The organism is Caballeronia sp. RCC_10 (genome assembly GCF_041360715.1).
Classification (GTDB): Bacteria; Pseudomonadota; Gammaproteobacteria; order Burkholderiales; family Burkholderiaceae; genus Caballeronia; species Caballeronia grimmiae.
On record NZ_JBFUPT010000001.1, the window covers coordinates 158029 to 174683 of the forward strand.

At 62.6% G+C, this 16655-nt stretch carries 14 protein-coding genes; 9 read left to right on the plus strand and 5 right to left on the minus strand.

What is annotated here, in order from left to right; all coding sequences use genetic code 11:
• Positions 1-30: 30 nt before the first annotated feature.
• From betB to AB6804_RS00745, 4 genes are all read left to right on the plus strand, one after another.
• Positions 31-1500, plus strand: coding sequence for a betaine-aldehyde dehydrogenase (gene betB, locus AB6804_RS00730; protein ID WP_370884840.1), 1470 nt, complete (start codon positions 31-33; stop codon positions 1498-1500).
• Between the two features lie 10 nt (positions 1501-1510).
• On the plus strand, positions 1511-3229 hold the full coding sequence (gene betA / locus AB6804_RS00735) for a choline dehydrogenase (protein WP_370884841.1): 1719 nt from the start codon (positions 1511-1513) through the stop codon (positions 3227-3229).
• Positions 3230-3307: 78 nt separating this feature from the next.
• Positions 3308-4237 carry a choline ABC transporter substrate-binding protein gene (locus AB6804_RS00740; protein WP_370885392.1) on the plus strand — a complete coding sequence of 310 codons (930 nt, stop codon included), beginning with the start codon at positions 3308-3310 and terminating at the stop codon, positions 4235-4237.
• 44 nt (positions 4238-4281) lie between these two features.
• Positions 4282-4629 carry a multidrug efflux SMR transporter gene (locus AB6804_RS00745; protein ID WP_370884842.1) on the plus strand — a complete coding sequence of 116 codons (348 nt, stop codon included), beginning with the start codon at positions 4282-4284 and terminating at the stop codon, positions 4627-4629.
• Positions 4630-4814: 185 nt separating this feature from the next.
• On the opposite strand, the gene AB6804_RS00750 is transcribed toward AB6804_RS00745, so the two are convergent.
• Entirely contained in the window at positions 4815-5648 is an 834-nt protein-coding gene (locus tag AB6804_RS00750) for an oxidoreductase (protein WP_370884843.1), read from the minus strand.
• Positions 5649-5743: 95 nt separating this feature from the next.
• Between AB6804_RS00750 and AB6804_RS00755 the strand changes: the two genes are divergently transcribed.
• Positions 5744-6703, plus strand: a complete 960-nt coding sequence (locus tag AB6804_RS00755) for an AraC family transcriptional regulator N-terminal domain-containing protein (protein ID WP_370884844.1) — start codon at positions 5744-5746, stop codon at positions 6701-6703.
• A gap of 587 nt (positions 6704-7290) precedes the next feature.
• Positions 7291-7980, plus strand: coding sequence for a type 1 glutamine amidotransferase domain-containing protein (locus AB6804_RS00760; protein ID WP_370884845.1), 690 nt, complete (start codon positions 7291-7293; stop codon positions 7978-7980).
• Positions 7981-8358: 378 nt separating this feature from the next.
• Here AB6804_RS00760 and AB6804_RS00765 read toward each other — a convergent pair whose 3' ends face one another.
• A complete protein-coding gene (locus tag AB6804_RS00765) occupies positions 8359-9210 on the minus strand; it encodes a LysR substrate-binding domain-containing protein (protein WP_370884846.1) in 852 nt (283 codons plus the stop codon).
• 75 nt (positions 9211-9285) lie between these two features.
• On the opposite strand from AB6804_RS00765, the gene AB6804_RS00770 reads away from it, so the two are divergent.
• A complete protein-coding gene (locus AB6804_RS00770; protein ID WP_370884847.1) occupies positions 9286-10221 on the plus strand; it encodes a DMT family transporter in 936 nt (311 codons plus the stop codon).
• 430 nt (positions 10222-10651) lie between these two features.
• On the opposite strand, the gene AB6804_RS00775 is transcribed toward AB6804_RS00770, so the two are convergent.
• Positions 10652-11161: a universal stress protein gene (locus tag AB6804_RS00775; RefSeq protein WP_035969635.1), complete on the minus strand. Its 510-nt coding sequence runs from the start codon at positions 11159-11161 to the stop codon at positions 10652-10654.
• Between the two features lie 292 nt (positions 11162-11453).
• On the opposite strand from AB6804_RS00775, the gene nodI reads away from it, so the two are divergent.
• Positions 11454-12410 carry a nodulation factor ABC transporter ATP-binding protein NodI gene (gene nodI, locus AB6804_RS00780; protein WP_370884848.1) on the plus strand — a complete coding sequence of 319 codons (957 nt, stop codon included), beginning with the start codon at positions 11454-11456 and terminating at the stop codon, positions 12408-12410.
• A 7-nt stretch (positions 12411-12417) separates the two neighbouring features.
• A complete protein-coding gene (locus AB6804_RS00785) occupies positions 12418-13263 on the plus strand; it encodes an ABC transporter permease (RefSeq protein ID WP_280519407.1) in 846 nt (281 codons plus the stop codon).
• A 50-nt stretch (positions 13264-13313) separates the two neighbouring features.
• Here AB6804_RS00785 and gnd read toward each other — a convergent pair whose 3' ends face one another.
• Together gnd and tkt are read right to left on the minus strand one after the other, a co-directional pair.
• Positions 13314-14294: a phosphogluconate dehydrogenase (NAD(+)-dependent, decarboxylating) gene (gnd, locus tag AB6804_RS00790; protein WP_370884849.1), complete on the minus strand. Its 981-nt coding sequence runs from the start codon at positions 14292-14294 to the stop codon at positions 13314-13316.
• A 7-nt stretch (positions 14295-14301) separates the two neighbouring features.
• Positions 14302-16401: a transketolase gene (tkt, locus tag AB6804_RS00795; RefSeq protein ID WP_370884850.1), complete on the minus strand. Its 2100-nt coding sequence runs from the start codon at positions 16399-16401 to the stop codon at positions 14302-14304.
• Positions 16402-16655 lie beyond the last annotated feature (254 nt).

The following is a 16655-nucleotide window of genomic DNA, read 5'->3' on the forward strand; positions in this document are numbered from 1 at the left end:
TCACAGCTACGCACTCAGGAGACGTACGCGATGTCCGCATTCGAAGAGCAACGGCTTTACATCGGCGGTGATTATGTCGATGCGACCAGCGGCGAAACCTTCGACACCTTCAACCCCGCTTCGGGCGAAACGCTCGCACGCGTGCAGCAGGCGGCGCAGGAAGATGTCGATCGCGCGGTTCGTTCCGCACGAACGGGACAGCGCGAATGGGCCGCGATGACGGCGATGCAGCGCTCGCGCATACTGCGCCGCGCGGTGGACCTGCTGCGCGCGCGCAATGACGAGCTTGCCGCGCTGGAAACCCTCGACACGGGCAAACCGATCTCGGAGACGCGCGCCGTCGACATCGTCACGGGCGCGGACGTCATCGAGTATTACGCGGGCCTCGCGACCGCCATCGAAGGCGAGCAGATACCGCTGCGCGAATCGTCGTTCGTCTACACCCGGCGAGAGCCGATCGGCGTATGCGCCGGCATCGGGGCGTGGAACTATCCCATCCAGATCGCATGCTGGAAGTCCGCGCCGGCCCTTGCGGCTGGCAACGCAATGATCTTCAAGCCAAGCGAAGTCACGCCTTTGAGCGCGCTCAAGCTCGCCGAGATCTACGTCGAAGCAGGCGTGCCGGCCGGCGTGTTCAACGTCGTGCAGGGCGACGCCCGCGTCGGCGCGATGCTCGCGGAACATCCCGGCATCGACAAGATATCGTTCACGGGCGGCGTCGAGACGGGCAAGAAGGTGATGGCGCGCGCGGGTGGATCGACGCTCAAGGAAGTGACCATGGAACTCGGAGGCAAGTCGCCGCTGATCGTGTTCGACGATGCAAATCTCGAGCGCGCCGCCGATATCGCGATGAGCGCGAACTTCTTCAGCTCGGGCCAGGTATGCACGAACGGCACCCGTGTGTTCGTTCAACGCAATGTCGCCGAGAAATTCGAAGCCCTGATCTGGGAGCGCATGAAGCGCATTCGTATCGGCGCACCGGACGATCCGGATACGAACTTCGGTCCGCTGGCCAGTGCGATGCAGTTACAGAAGGTGCTGACCTACATCGAGAGCGGCAAGCGCGAAGGCGCACGGCTCGTCGCGGGAGGCGCACGTCGCGTGGATGGTGCATTCGCGCGTGGTCATTATGTCGAGCCGACCGTGTTCGCGGATTGCCGCGACGAGATGCGCATCGTGAAGGAGGAAATCTTCGGCCCGGTTATGTGCATCCTCGCGTTCGACGACGAAGACGAAGCGATTGCGCGCGCCAACGACAGCGTGTACGGCCTCGCGGCGGGTGTCGTGACGGAGAGCCTGTCGCGTGCGCATCGCGTGATTCATCGCCTCGACGCCGGCATCTGCTGGATCAATACATGGGGCGAGTCACCGGCCGAAATGCCCGTGGGCGGATACAAGCAGTCGGGCATCGGCCGCGAAAACGGCATCGTGGCGCTCAACGCTTACACCCGCATCAAATCGGTCCAGGTCGAACTGGGACCGTATCAACCCGTGTTTTGAGGGCTTTTCGATGAGCGCGAAGGAATACGACTACATCATCGTCGGAGCGGGATCAGCGGGCAACGTGCTCGCGTCGCGTCTTACCGAGGAAGAGGACGTCACCGTGCTGCTGCTCGAAGCGGGCGGACCGGATTACCGGTTCGACTTCCGAACGCAGATGCCGGCGGCGCTCGCGTATCCGCTGCAGGGGCGCCGCTATAACTGGGCCTACGAAACGGAGCCCGAGCCGCACATGAACAATCGCCGCATGGAATGCGGACGCGGCAAGGGGCTGGGCGGATCGTCGCTGATCAACGGCATGTGCTACATACGCGGCAATGCGCTCGACTACGACAACTGGGCCTCGATGCCAGGCCTCGAAAACTGGAGTTATCTCGATTGCCTGCCGTATTTCCGCAAGGCGGAGACACGCGACATCGGCCCGAATGAATATCACGGCGGTGATGGCCCCGTGCATGTGACGACGAGCAAAGCCGGCAATAACCCCCTTTTCGCTGCGATGGTCGAGGCCGGAGTGCAGGCAGGCTACCCGCGCACGGACGATCTCAACGGCTATCAGCAAGAAGGCTTCGGCCCGATGGATCGCACCGTCACTGCGAGCGGACGACGCGCCAGCACGGCGCGCGGTTATCTCGACCGCGCGAAGCATCGTTCGAACCTGACGATCGTGACGCACGCAACCACCGACCGCGTGCTGTTCTCGGGCAAGCGTGCGATCGGCGTTGCGTACTCGCATGGCGGCCAGCGTGCGACCGCCCATGTGCGGCGGGAAGTCCTCGTTTGCTGCGGGGCGATCGCTTCGCCTCAGTTGTTGCAGCGTTCGGGGGTCGGCCCGGCTGAATGGCTGAAGGAACTGGAAATACCGGTCGTGCACGATCTGCCGGGCGTCGGCGAGAACTTGCAGGACCACCTCGAAATGTATATGCAGTACTCGTGCAAGGAACCGGTCTCGCTGTACCCTGCCCTGCAGTGGTGGAACCAGCCGGCGATCGGACTCGAATGGCTGGTCAACGGGACCGGCATCGGCGCGACCAATCATTTCGAGGCAGGTGGTTTCATCCGCACGCGCGATGACGACTTATGGCCGAATATTCAGTATCACTTCCTTCCGGTCGCAATAAACTACAACGGCTCTAATCCGATCAAGATGCATGGGTTTCAGGCCCATGTCGGATCAATGCGATCGCCGAGCCGCGGGCGCGTGAAGCTCAAGTCGCGCGACCCCAATGCGCACCCGAGCATTCTCTTTAACTACATGGCCGATCCGCTCGACTGGCGAGAATTTCGCGACGCGATCCGCATCACCAGGGAGATCATGCGGCAGCCCGCACTGTCGCGCTATTGCGGAGAAGAGCTTCATCCCGGCGACGGCGCTGCGAGCGATGCAGAACTGGATGCATTCGTGCGCGCCAAGGCCGAAACTGCTTATCACCCGTCGTGCTCCTGCAAGATGGGCTATGACGACATGGCTGTCGTCGATGGCGAAGGCCGCGTTCATGGGATGCAAGGCCTGCGCGTAGTCGATGCCTCGATCATGCCGCAGATCACGACGGGCAACCTCAACGCGCCCACGATCATGCTGGCCGAGAAGATCGCGGATCGCATCCGCGGAATCAAGGCGCTCGAGAAACACGAAACGCCCTACTACATTGCGGGCAGACGCGACAAGGCCGTTCGAACGGACGGTGCCTTCCACAATGCCCGGGAACTCTATCCAAAAGTAACGTAGCCGCACCTTCCACGCAGACCGTCACGACGCTCGATAATTCAACGATTCGGAGTACAGATGAGAAAGTACATAGCCCCGATGGCACTTGCAATCGCGATCGCAAGCAACTTCGTCGTCAGTGCCCATGCAGCAGACCCCGCAGCGTGTCGCGCGATTCGCATGGCCGATATCGGCTGGTCCGATATTGCCGCCACAACGGGCCTCGCCACTAACGTGCTGCTGGGGCTCGGCTACGCGCCGTCGAAGATAATCGCGTCGGAGCCGATCACGTTCGCCGGCGTAAAAGCCAAGCAGATCGACGCCTTTCTCGGCTACTGGTCGCCCTCGATGGATTCGGTCATCGAGCCGTTCGTCAAATCCGGGTCTCTCAAGGTGGTGAACCCTCCGAATCTGACCGGCGCGAAATACACCCTGGCCGTCCCCGACTACGTCTATGACGCGGGAATCAGGAGCTTTGCGGACATTGCCAAGAACGCGGACAAGCTGCAGTACAAGATCTATGGCATCGAACCGGGCAACGATGCGAACGGTCTGATCGACAAAATAATCAAGACGAATCAGTTCGGCCTCGGCAAGTTCAAGCTCGTCGAGTCTAGCGAGGCGGGGATGCTGGTACAGGTGAATCGAGCGGTGCAGAACAAGCAGTGGATCGTTTTTCTCGGATGGGAACCGCACCCGATGAACGTCCGGATGAAGATCAAGTACTTGTCCGGCGGAGACGACGTCTTTGGACCGAACTATGGCGAAGCCAAGGTGTACACCGTGCAGCCGAGCGACTACGCGGCGCGATGCCCGAACGCGGCGAGGTTACTCGCGAACCTTCGATTCACCACGTCCATGGAAAATCAGATCATGACGCGCATCATGGACAAGGAAGACCCCAACAAGGCGACGCTGGCCTGGCTGAAGGCAAATCCGTCGGTGCTCGACAGCTGGCTTTCCGGCGTGACGACTCTTGATGGAAAGCCGGGGCTGCCCGCCGTTAAAGCCTATCTCGCAGACCACTGAGCGCGAAAGCCAGAATCCGGAGGCCGCTGCCACTACCCGCAATCATGATTAACGAGAAGATGTCGGCCTATGTGGCACTCTTTGTAGCGATCCTGCTCGAGATTGTCGGCACGACCTGCCTGCAAAAGTCGGATCAGTTCACGAAGCTCGTGCCTACCCTGGCCATGGCCGGTTGCTATTTAGGCGCGTTCTATTTTCTCTCCATCGTTCTCAAGACGATCCCGGTCGGCCTGGCTTACGCAATCTGGAGCGGACTGGGTATCGTTCTGATTTCGACCGTGAGCTTTTTCATCTTTCGTCAGCGGCTGGACGCGCCTGCCGTTGTGGGTCTTGGCTTCATCGTATTGGGCGTGGTAATCATTAATGTCTTTTCAAACGCTAAAGTTCATTGAACGAGTGTAGTGGTGCCGCATGTATTCTCTCTTCGTGGCGCTGCTCGGGAGGCATCGTCGTCGAGGAGAGAATCCAGTAGCTTTCGATGAGGGCGACATAGTACGTTATGCGAAGCAGCTGCAACGACTGTCACTGAGCCGCCCCTTTCGAAACCTGACGCGATGCGCTACCGCGTGAGCACTCCTTAGCCGTCCGTCGAGACCGTGACGGCCTCCCACGCACGAATCTCGTCCTCGAGCGCCGACAGCTTGCCTCTTACCAGCCCTAGTGCGTCGCTGCCAAGCAAGAGATGCACGGGCGGCTTGTCTGCGGCGATCGCCGTGAGCATCGCACGCGCTGCCTTTCGCGGATCGCCCAGTTGCTTGCCGCTCTTCTCCTCGCGAGATCTGCGAATGGGATTGAAGACGTCGTCATAGTCCGGGATGGACCGGGGCGTGCGCTTCATCGAGCGGCCCGCCCAGTCGGTCCGAAAGGAGCCTGGCGCCACGGCCGTCACTGCGATTCCAAATGGGCTGACCTCTTTGGAGAGCGCTTCTGAGATGCCTTCGAGCGCGAACTTGCTCCCACAGTAATAGGCAATTCCGGGCATCGTAATGAAGCCGCCCATCGACGTCATGTTCATGATGTGCCCGCGTCGCCGCGCACGCATGAAAGGCAGTACCGCCTTCATCATTGCTACTGCGCCGAATACATTCACATCGAACTGTCGACGCATCTCCGACAACGGCGACTCTTCCATGACGCCTTCATGCCCGTAGCCAGCGTTATTGACCAGTACATCGATCGGCCCCACGCTGCTCTCGATCTCCGATACTACGGCGTCGATCGCGTCGAAATCTGTGACGTCGAGGACCCTTCCGAACGCGACGCCCGGGGATAGCGCCTCAAAATCATCCTTGGCCTGTTCCGTTCTGACCGTACCGACAACCTTCAAGCCCATCGCGAGTGCCTCTTGTGCGAGTGCCCGGCCAAAGCCGCTACTCACGCCAGTGATAAGCAGAGTTTTGCTGAATTTCATGGAAGCACGCTCCGTCACGTTGACTGAAGAGTGCATGCTAATCTTGCAACGAAGGCCCGATAAGGCAAATTCCGCTAATTTCCTTGCACAAAGCTATGAGCTCGAAACCGGAGCGGACCGAACGGTCCGATCGGAGTCAGAACCGGATTGTGGCGCTCTTGCGCGCGCTGGCGCCCTGCGAGGGCTACAACCTGACACCACTGCCGAGCGTCCGCATCCTTCGTTCGGACCGAGCGTTGTCGCGCACGCCGGTCCTATATGACCCGGGCATTGTGATCGTGTGTCAGGGACGCAAACGTGGCTACTTCGGTGATCGGCTCTACCTCTACGACGAACATCACTATCTCGCTGTGTCGGTGCCCGTGCCCTTCACTATGGAGACCGATGCCACGCCGCAGCGTCCGCTGCTTGCCCTGTACTTGCATCTGGATTTCACGATGGCGGCGGACCTCGCGGCCCAGATCGATCGCGAAGGCGTGACGGACCGCGTACACGCGCCCCAAAGCATGATGTCGACGCCGATGGACGACGCCATGCAGTCGTCCGTGTTGCGCTTTCTCGAAGCGATGCACCGGCCGCTGGAGGCCGCTGTATTGGGCGAAGGGCTACTGCGCGAACTCTATTTCCGTGTGCTGACGGGAGCGCAGGGGCGTTCGATGAAAGAGGCCCTTGCGATGCGCGGGCAGTTCGGCCGTATCGCTCGATCTCTGCGCCTCATCCACTCCGGCTATGCGCAGCCGCTCGACGTGACGCAACTTGCCAGGGAAGCCGGCATGAGTGTTCCGAGCTTCCACAGCCACTTCAAGGCGATCACGCATGTATCGCCGATGCAGTACGTGAAGTCGACGCGTCTGCATCAAGCCCGGCTGTTGATGGTGCGCGAGGGCCTGAGCGCGGACGCCGCCAGTCACGCTGTGGGCTACACGAGCCCGTCCCAGTTCAGCCGGGAGTTCAAGCGCCTCTTCGGTTCAACGCCCGCAGCGGAGACGCGACGCATGCGCGATAACTTCGCCGTCCCGCCGTTTGCCGACGCGACCTATGTCTCGTCGCACTGAGGGTTGCATGGGCGTTCTCGTCTGAAGGCTATCTACCGATGACCGCACGGTGAACGATGGTAGAAGGCGCGAACGAGAACATGGCGACGGAGCGCGCTGGACTGGCGTCTCATGCAGGCGTCAAAACGTAGCGAGTCGGACTTCGCGATCGCGAACTTGCGTCGCCGACGCGTTGCCGACGGTCGGATCGTTGCGGTTCCAAAGACACATGCCGGAGTCGACACGCCTGCGCCTTCCCAGCCGCTTGGAGACCAGTACGAGTGCGTCGGCTGCAGGCGAAGCCCAGTGTGGTTATCCTCGTAAACCGTTCGACATCAGCGAACTTACATCGTTGGTGAAGGATTGCACTTGAAGTCGATGGCGAACCAGAAGCGGTTGCTCAGAGCCTTCGTCAACTTTGGCCGGGCGTGAGCGTGATGATCAAGATCGTTAGAAACGTCGAACCATTCGAGACAGCATTGGCGACGACGCGGCAGACGCTTTATCTTGCATAGGAATTGCGAACGAAGACGTACTTCACCGTAAGTGCATTTTCTGGACGGAGTCGCAGACGACTAACCTGCTTACATCATCTGAAGGAGCTTCAAATGAAAGTACTGATAGTTCTGACCTCGCACGATCAACTGGGCAATACCGGGCGCAAGACGGGGTTTTGGCTCGAAGAACTGGCCGCGCCTTACTACACGTTCAAGGAAGCGGGAGCGGAAATCGTCCTCGCCTCGCCTCTCGGTGGGCAACCGCCGCTCGATCCGAAAAGCAATGAGCCGGCGAATCAGACGGACACGACGCGCCGCTTCGAACTCGATGCGGACGCTCGCGCACAGCTTGCCGCGACCGTGCGGCTGGACAGCGTCTCGCAGGCCGACTTCGATACGGTTTTCTATCCAGGCGGTCATGGCCCGTTGTGGGATCTTGCCGAGGACAAGAACTCGATCGCGTTGATCGAATCCTTCGTCGCCGCCGGCAAGCCGGTCGCCCTCGTCTGTCACGCGCCCGGTGCTCTGCGCCACGTCCGCACCGCTGACGGGACGCCGCTGGTCCAAGGCAAGAAGGTCACGGGCTTCGCCAATTCCGAGGAAGCGGCAGTGGGTCTCACCGACATCGTGCCGTTCCTCGTCGAAGACGAACTGAAGGCCAAGGGTGGGATTTACTCGAAAGCCGACGACTGGGCGCCCTATGTCGTCACTGACGGCTTACTGATCACGGGGCAAAACCCGGCGTCTTCATCGCCTGCTGCGGCTTTGCTGCTGGAGCATCCCTCACTTGCCTCGCGCTAGAACGGACCGCGCCATCCATTGGCGCGGGCATTTCGATTCACGTCCATCGACCCGGGCGTCGTGAAGCGTGATAGAAGGTTCACCACGTCCGGAATCGCCGCACAGACCGTGCTCGACTTCTGTCATCAGGGCGATTCCCGCAGCTTCCGTTGCGCGCGCCTATCGCTAGCGATCGAACAACCTGCAGACATCGGCATCAACGGGATCATGCCGCGCCCAACGCGCCAACACCTCTAGCAGCGAATCCTCGCCGGCCTAGCGGCATGCGGCGGCCGCGTCCCGGCAGATCGTCCCATGCGTCGTCTGCGAGCCCGGGACGGTCGCGATCCCGGACCGGTCCGGTCCGGTCCGGTCCGGTCCGGTCCGGTCCGGTCCGGTCTACAGTCTGAACTTCTGTCGAAGCGCCTTTGCAAGCACTTCGGCCGCCTCGGTCGTGCGCCCCCGAGCGCCCCGCATCAGTGTGACGCCGTGATCAGCGATAACCGGAAGTTCATCGAGTACTCGCATGTTCGCGGTGACCCGAGCACGGTCGAGCAGCGTCACCGCCAGACCCGACTCAACGCATGCCCTGATGACCTGCGTCGACCCGCTGTCGAGGATCACACGCCATCTGCGGCCCTCCGACTCGAGCGCGCTCATCATTGCTGCGCGGTACGGACATGGCTCCGCATAGACCGCTAGTGGAAGCGGTGCGCTCTCATCGCGCGCGAAAGTCGTGCTTCCGACCCACACTGGCGTAGTGACCGTCAGAAGGTCCGCAGCCGCAACCTCATGCGACGGTTGCACAACGATCGCCAGATCGAGCTTGCCGCGATTGATCTGGTCGCGAAGCTTGTAGCTCGGCGCCGTCTTTACTTCCAGCACGACGTTGGGCCAGCTGGCAGCGAATTCGGGCAAGATGTCCTGAACCACATGCGCCGCGTACTCATCGGGTATGCCGACCAGAACGCGGCCGGCCAAGGTCTTCCCATGCATTGCCTCGATGGCGCGATCGTGAGCCGCCAATATCTCACCTGTAGTCGACAAAAGCCGTTTGCCCAACGCCGTCAGCGTGACCGACTGGTTGTCTCGATCGAGCAACCGTCCACCCGCGATCGCTTCGAGCCGCTGGATATGGATGCTCACCGCTGCGGGGCTTCTGTTGACGAACTCCGCGGCGGTCCGAAATCGTCCGAAGCGGGCAATTGCGTGAAATGTACGTAACAGGTCGATATCGAGAACGGAACTCATGATTTAGCGTTGTTGAACGACCAGGTCAGTATATTTTGATTTCCGAATCGACGCTGCGGCGGTAACGTGCATTGCATGACGCGCACCCCGACGGAAAGCCAGAACTTGCACACCGCTTCGATCGGCATCGATCGCGTGCCGCTTCCCCTGCTCGAGGCGCTGATGGTCGCGACCTGGAGTTCCGGCTTTGTCGGCATGCGGTTCTCGGCCGACTACGCACCGGTGTATCTCGTCATCCTGTGGCGGTTCATCATGTTGTCGCTGGGTCTTTTTCCGTTCGTCGCGAGGGAGATCCGGCGCGCGCCCTTTAGAGATTTGCTTCGCCAGTTACTCATCGGAGCGTTGGCGATGGCAGGCTATCTCGCCGGCGTTGCGGGAGGCATCCAGCAGGGCGTGCCGGCCGGACTCGCGGCGCTCGTCGCGGATTTGCTGCCGCTTGGCGTAGTGCTTATTTCGACGTTCGCCTTCCGGGAACGCAATCCGACCGCAGTATGGGCAGGATTGACGCTAGGCGTTACAGGAACGCTCCTGGTCGGCCGCGACGCCGTTTTGCTCGGGAAAGCACCGGCGTGGGCATACGGACTACCCGTCGCCGGAATGCTGTCGCTCGCGGTAGCCACTGTGTGGCAGCAGCGAACCACGACTCATAACGACGGGTTAAGTCCACTCGGCATGCTGTGGCTACAGAGCTTGGTTTCGGCACCGATCTTTCTCGGGCTCCAGGCCTTGCAGGGACAGGTGATGCCGCTTATGAGTTTCGAATTTGCCGCGAGCGTCGCCTGGACGGCCATCTTCGCAACTGTCGGCGGATGCGGCCTATATTGGCTCTGCCTGCGGCGGTCGTCGCCCGCTCGCGTCACGAGCGTGCTCTTTCTCAGCCCGCCCGTTACCATGATCTGGGCATGGGCGATGTTCGGAGAGCCGCTGTCCGGCTCGATGGCCATCGGGACAGCAATCTCTGCGCTCGGGATGATGCTGGTGATAAGGGATGGTCGCAAACAGGCTGCGTGATGCCATCGTTTTGTCGAAGCCAGGCTCGCGCGAATCGCGCAATTGCGGGTACGTCAGCAAGCGACGCAGTTCCAGTTTCACTGACAGATTTCTCGCACCGCGACGGAGCGCCGCTGCGTTCAGTCGATGACGCGCTAACGCGTTGTTTAAGGCAGCGAAACGCCAGCCCAGCGGATGCCCGGCCACATCTGAAAAGCATTCCACCGCGCGATCCCCGCGAACGGCCGCCCACGCGCCAGGCGCCGGGGCGCTTGGCCCAACCGCCGATGCTGCCACAGACAACCGCTGGATATCGCGACCTCAACGCCTTTCGTGACTGATCAGCACGGCCCCGGCGATGCGCACTACTCGGCCATCTTCCGCCGCAGCAGGCTCGTGTCATGAAAGCTCGCCGCTGTCGATCTCAACGGCTGACGAGCTCTCAGCACGATCATGCGCCCTCTTCAGCTTTAACCGGCTTCGCGGCATACGCGGCTTCGTCTTCCGCTTCGGCGGATTCGCCCGCCTGACAGACCGCCACCAGAATGCTGCACTTCACGCGATCGAGCAGCGGAGTATTGCCCGCGCCCATCCACCATCGCGCGAGTCCGCTGCGGCAGCGATGCCCGACGACCACGAGGTCCACCTTGAGATTGTCGGCGAGCGCGGCGATCTCGTCGATCGGATGCCCGAACGCGAAATGCCCCTGCGCCTGCAGTCCGCGTTCACGCAGCCAGTCGACGCCCTCTTGCAGGATGTCGCGCGCCGCATCCTCGAAACGCCCGCACGCGACGTCCGTCAACAGACCGGCGCTCTGCGCGATGCTCGATCGCATGTCGACCACGGCGAGCACGTGCGTTTCCGCATTGAGGTCGAGCGCCAGATTCGCGCCCTGGCGCAGCGCCTTGCGGCCTTCCCGCGAGCCGTCGTAGCACAGCAGAATTTTTCGGTAACTTGTCATCATGCCTCCCTGCCGCATCGCATGAGCGCGGCGTAACTCGATGATCGTGTGCCGCGACCCGCGTCGCAACGATGGAAAACGCTAATCTTCCGCAACGCGACACCGCACTAGCTTGCACCGTGCCAGTTTGCCCCGCGTCCCTTCCGGCAAGGCTCCGGCGCGTTCAGCGCAACCCGCGCCGGACGCAGGCGGCACTCGTTTGACTCGCGCGCGCAGCATGCAGTTGCGCGCAAGCGTCGCAGTGGTGCATTGGATTACACTAGCCCGCTGCTTTCCCTCAAACAGGTCACGCATGGCAACGCACGCTCCGCGCGCCGCGTCCGGGCATCACGCTCAGGCCGCGCCCGCCATCGAATTCAGCGAAGTCAGAAAACAGTACGGCGGGAAGAACGTCGTCGACGGACTTTCGTTCGACGTGCGTCCGGGCGAATGCTTCGGACTGCTCGGTCCGAACGGCGCCGGCAAGACGACGACGCTCAAGATGCTGCTCGGCATCACGTCGCCGGATAGCGGGACGATCCGCCTCGTCGGCGAACCGGTTCCGTCGCGTGCGCGCTTCGCCCGGCAGCGCGTCGGCGTCGTGCCGCAGTTCGACAATCTCGATCCCGACTTCACCGTGCGCGAGAACCTGCTCGTCTTCGGCCGCTACTTCGGGCTGACGGGCGCGCGGATGGCCGCGCTGGTGCCGTCGCTGCTGGAATTCGCGCGGCTGGAGAGCAAGGCCGATGCGCGCGTCGGCGAGCTGTCGGGCGGCATGAAGCGGCGGCTGACGCTGGCCCGCGCGCTCGTCAACGATCCCGATGTTCTCGTGATGGACGAGCCGACCACCGGCCTCGATCCCCAGGCGCGGCACCTAATCTGGGAGCGGCTGCGCTCGCTCCTCACACGCGGCAAGACCATTCTGCTGACCACGCATTTCATGGAGGAAGCCGAGCGCCTTTGCGACCGCCTGTGCGTGATCGAAGAGGGGCGCAAGATCGTGGAAGGCCGGCCGCACGATCTGATCGCGTCGGTGATCGGCTCGGACGTCATCGAAATTTACGGGCCGGACCCGCGTGCGCTGGCAGCGGAACTGGAGCCGCTCGTGGAGCGAATCGAAGTGAGCGGAGAAACCATTTTCTGTTACGCCGACGATCCGCAGCCCGTGCACGCGCGCGTGAAGGGACGCGCGGACGTTCGCTATCTGCATCGTCCGGCGAATCTCGAAGACGTATTCCTGCGCCTGACCGGGCGCGAAATGGTGGACTGAACAAACGATGGAAACCTTCGAACAACCGGGCGTTCAAGCCGACAAGACCCGCAAGCAGCCGGGCAGTCTCGCGCCGCTTTCGAGCGCCCTGCCCGCCAACGCGACGCACTGGATGTCGGTGTGGCGGCGCAATTACCTCGTCTGGAAGAAGCTCGCGGTGGCGTCGATGATCGGCAACCTCGCCGATCCGATGATCTACCTGTTCGGACTCGGGCTCGGTCTCGGGCTGATGGTCGGGCACGTCGACGGGGTGTCGTATATCGCGTTCCTGGCGGCGGGCACGGTCGCGTCGAGCGTGATGATGTCCGCGAGTTTCGAAGCGATGTACTCGGGCTTCTCGCGCATGCAGGTGCAGCGCACGTGGGAAGCGATCATGCACACGCCGCTTACGCTCGGCGATATCGTGCTGGGCGAAATCGTGTGGGCCGCGAGCAAGTCGGTGCTGTCGGGCGTCGCGATCATGGTCGTCGCGGGCGCGCTCGGTTACGCGAATTTTCCGTCGATGCTGCTCGCGCTGCCCGTCATCGTGCTGACGGGACTGGCGTTCGCGAGCACGGCAATGATCGTCACCGCGATCGCGCCCAGCTACGACTTCTTCATGTTCTATCAGACGCTCGCGCTCACGCCGATGCTCCTGCTCTCCGGCGTGTTCTTCCCGGTGACGCAACTGCCCGCGCTCGCGCAGCACGCGACCCAGGCGCTGCCGCTCTATCACGCAGTCGAGCTGATTCGTCCCGCGATGCTCGGACGCCCCGCCGATGGCGTCGCGCTGCATCTGGCCGTGCTGATCGCCTATACCGTGCTGCCGTTCTTCGCGTGCGCGTGGCTCTTCAGGCGGCGCATCATGAAATAAAAACGGCGACGGACGTTCACCGTCCATCGCCGTGCTGCCGGCAAAGGCGCTTACTTCACCGGGAACTCCTTGTGCCCGCCGAAGCCGAAGCGCATCGCAGAGAGCATGCGCTCGGGGAAGAGATCGGCATCGCGCGAGCGGAACCGCGTATAGAGCGCAGCCGACAGCACTTGCGCCGGAACCGCTTCTTCGATCGCCGCTTCGATGGTCCAGCGTCCTTCGCCGCTGTCGGCCACTTCCGTCGAGAAGCGCTCGAGTCCTTCGTCGCTCGCGAGCGCGCCCGCCGTCAGATCGAGCAGCCACGACGACACGACACTGCCGCGCCGCCACACTTCGGCGATATCGGCGAGGTCGAGCGAGTAGCGTTCGTTCTCCGGCAAGTCCGGCGACTCCTTGTGCCTGAGGATGTGGAAGCCTTCCGCATACGCCTGCATCAGTCCGTACTCGATGCCGTTATGCACCATCTTCACGAAGTGCCCCGACCCGACCGCGCCGCAATGCATGTAGCCGTTCACGACGCGCGGATCGCGTCCTTCGCGGCCGGGCGTTTCGGGAATATCGCCGCGGCCCGGCGCGAGCGTCGAGAGAATCGGATCGAGCCGGCGGACCACCGCTTCTTCGCCGCCGATCATCATGCAATACCCGCGCGTCAGGCCCCAAACGCCGCCCGACGTGCCGACATCGACGTAATGCACGCCCTGCTCGCGAAACTGCGCGGCGCGGCGAATATCGTCCTTGTAGAAGCTGTTGCCGCCGTCGATCACCACGTCGTCCGCCTGAAGAATCTTGTGGAGATCCGTGAGCGTGTCCTCGGTGATCTTGCCCGCGGGCAGCATCAGCCAGATGACGCGCGGCGCGGCGAGCTTCGAGACGAGATCGCCCAGGTCTTTCGCACCGGTCGCGCCTTCGCTTGCGAGCGCCTCGGTCGCCTGCGGGTTGTGATCGTAGACGACGCATTCGTGCCCGCCCTGCATCAGACGCCTGCCGATGTTGCCGCCCATGCGTCCCAGCCCAACGATGCCGATCTGCATGATGTGCTCACTCCTTGCCATTGGCGTCGGCCTTCACGCGCTCGATCTGCTTCTTCGCGGCTTCGTAGACGCCTTCGAGCGTGAAGCCGAACTTCGTCTTGAGCGCCTTGAGCGGTGCCGATGCGCCGAATGTATGCATCACGATCTGCGCGCCGAGACGCCCGGTATAGCGGTCCCAGCCGAGCGTGGCGGCCTGCTCGACCGCCACGCGCGCATTCACGCCCGACGGCAGCACCGATTCCTTGTACGCCTCGTCCTGCTTCTCGAAGATGTCCCACGACGGCATTGACACGACGCGCGCCGCGATGCCTTCGCTCTTGAGCTTCTCATAGGCCTCGACGCACAGCGACACCTCGCTGCCCGTTGCCAGCAGCAGCACTTCGGGCTGCTTGCCATCGGGGGCATCGGCGAGCACGTAGGCGCCGCGCCGCACGCCTTCGGCCGACGCGTACTTCGTGCGGTCGAAGGTCGGCAGCGGCTGGCGCGTCACGACGATGCACGACGGCTCCTTCGAATGCGTAAGCGCCACACGCCAGGCTTCGCTCACTTCGTTGGCATCGGCGGGGCGCAGCGTCGTCAGACCGGGCACGCCACGCAGCGACGCGAGTTGCTCGATCGGCTGATGCGTCGGACCGTCTTCGCCGACGCCAATCGAGTCGTGCGTGAACACGTAGATGACCGGCACTTCCATGATCGCCGAGAGACGGATCGGCGGCTTCATGTAGTCGCTGAAAATCAGAAACGTCGATGCGAACGGCCGCAGCCCCGACAGCGCGAGCCCGTTGGCGACCGCGCCCATGCCGTGCTCGCGAATGCCGAAGTGCAGATTGCGCCCGCCGTAGTTGTCGTGCTCGAAGCTGCCTGCGCCTTCGAACTTGAGATTCGTTTTCGTCGATGGCGCGAGGTCCGCCGCGCCGCCCAGCATCCAAGGGATGCGTTGCGCGATCGCGTTCAGCACCTTGCCCGACGATTCGCGCGTCGCGATGCCCTTTTCGTCCGGCTCGAACGTGGGAATATCGGCGTCCCAGCCCTCCGGCAGCTTGTTCTCGAGCATCAGCCACGCTTCTTTCGCGAGTTCGGGGTTGGCCTTCTCGTAGGCGTCGAAGCGCTGCTTCCACTCGGCATGCGCCGCCTTGCCGCGCGCGCCCATGCCATTGGCGAAGTGCTGCATCACGCCATCGGGAACGAGGAACTGCGCGTCTTCCGGCCAGCCGTAGAACTTCTTCGCGAGCTTGATTTCCGCGTCGCCGAGCGGCTCGCCATGCGCGCTCGCCGTGTCCTGCTTGTTCGGCGCGCCCCAGCCGATGATGCTCTTCACCACGATCAGCGTCGGCTTGTCGGTCGACGCCTTCGCTTTGTTGAGCGCGGCTTCGAGCGCGGAAGCGTCGTTGGCGTCGTCGACATGCAGCGTGTTCCAGTTGTAGCCGTGAAAGCGCGCTTCGACGTCGTCGCTGTAGGCGAGGTCAGTGTGGCCTTCGATCGTCACGCGGTTGCTGTCGTAAATCCAGATGAGGTTCGACAGCTTCAGATGCCCCGCCAGCGACGCCGCCTCGTGCGAGACGCCTTCCATCATGTCGCCGTCGCCGCAGAGCGCATAGACGCGGTAATCGAACAGCGTCGCGTCCGCCTTGTTGAAGTGCGTTTCCTTCCAGCGCGCGGCCATTGCCATGCCCACGCTGTTGCCGAGACCTTGTCCGAGCGGGCCGGTCGTGGTTTCGACGCCGGTCGTCATGCGGAACTCCGGGTGGCCTGGCGTCTTGCTGCCGAGCTGGCGGAACTGCTGGATATCGTCGATGGAAACGGCGGGCTTGCCGGTCGGCTTGCCGCTTTCATCGACTTCCTTCACGCCCGCGAGATGCAAGAGCGAATACAGCAGCATCGACGCATGCCCGACCGACAGCACGAAGCGGTCGCGGTTCGGCCACAGCGGCGCGTCCGGATCGTAGCGGAGATGGTTTTGCCACAGATGGAACGCGACCGGCGCGAGCGCCATCGGCGTGCCGGGGTGGCCGGAATTGGCTTTCTGCACGGCGTCCATCGACAGCGTGCGGATCGTATCGATGGCTAGGCGATCCAGATCTTGGGATTGCGGCGTGACTTGCGACATGAGCGACGACTCCTTTCTTGAAGAGCGCGCTGTGGCGAGAGGCGCCGCAGCGGGCAACCAGGACCATCGAGCAAGTGCGGTGCCTTACGGCGGCATCGCACGCGAGTAAGACGGAAAGCGCGCCGTCAGGCGCGGCTCTCGTATTCGGCAGGACTGGGACGCGCGACGCGAACAACGTGTGCGTCCGGTGATTCGGGTGTTTCGTCCGGGCGGCGTCTCGGTGATGAAGCGACGCAACGCCCGGTTCATGCATC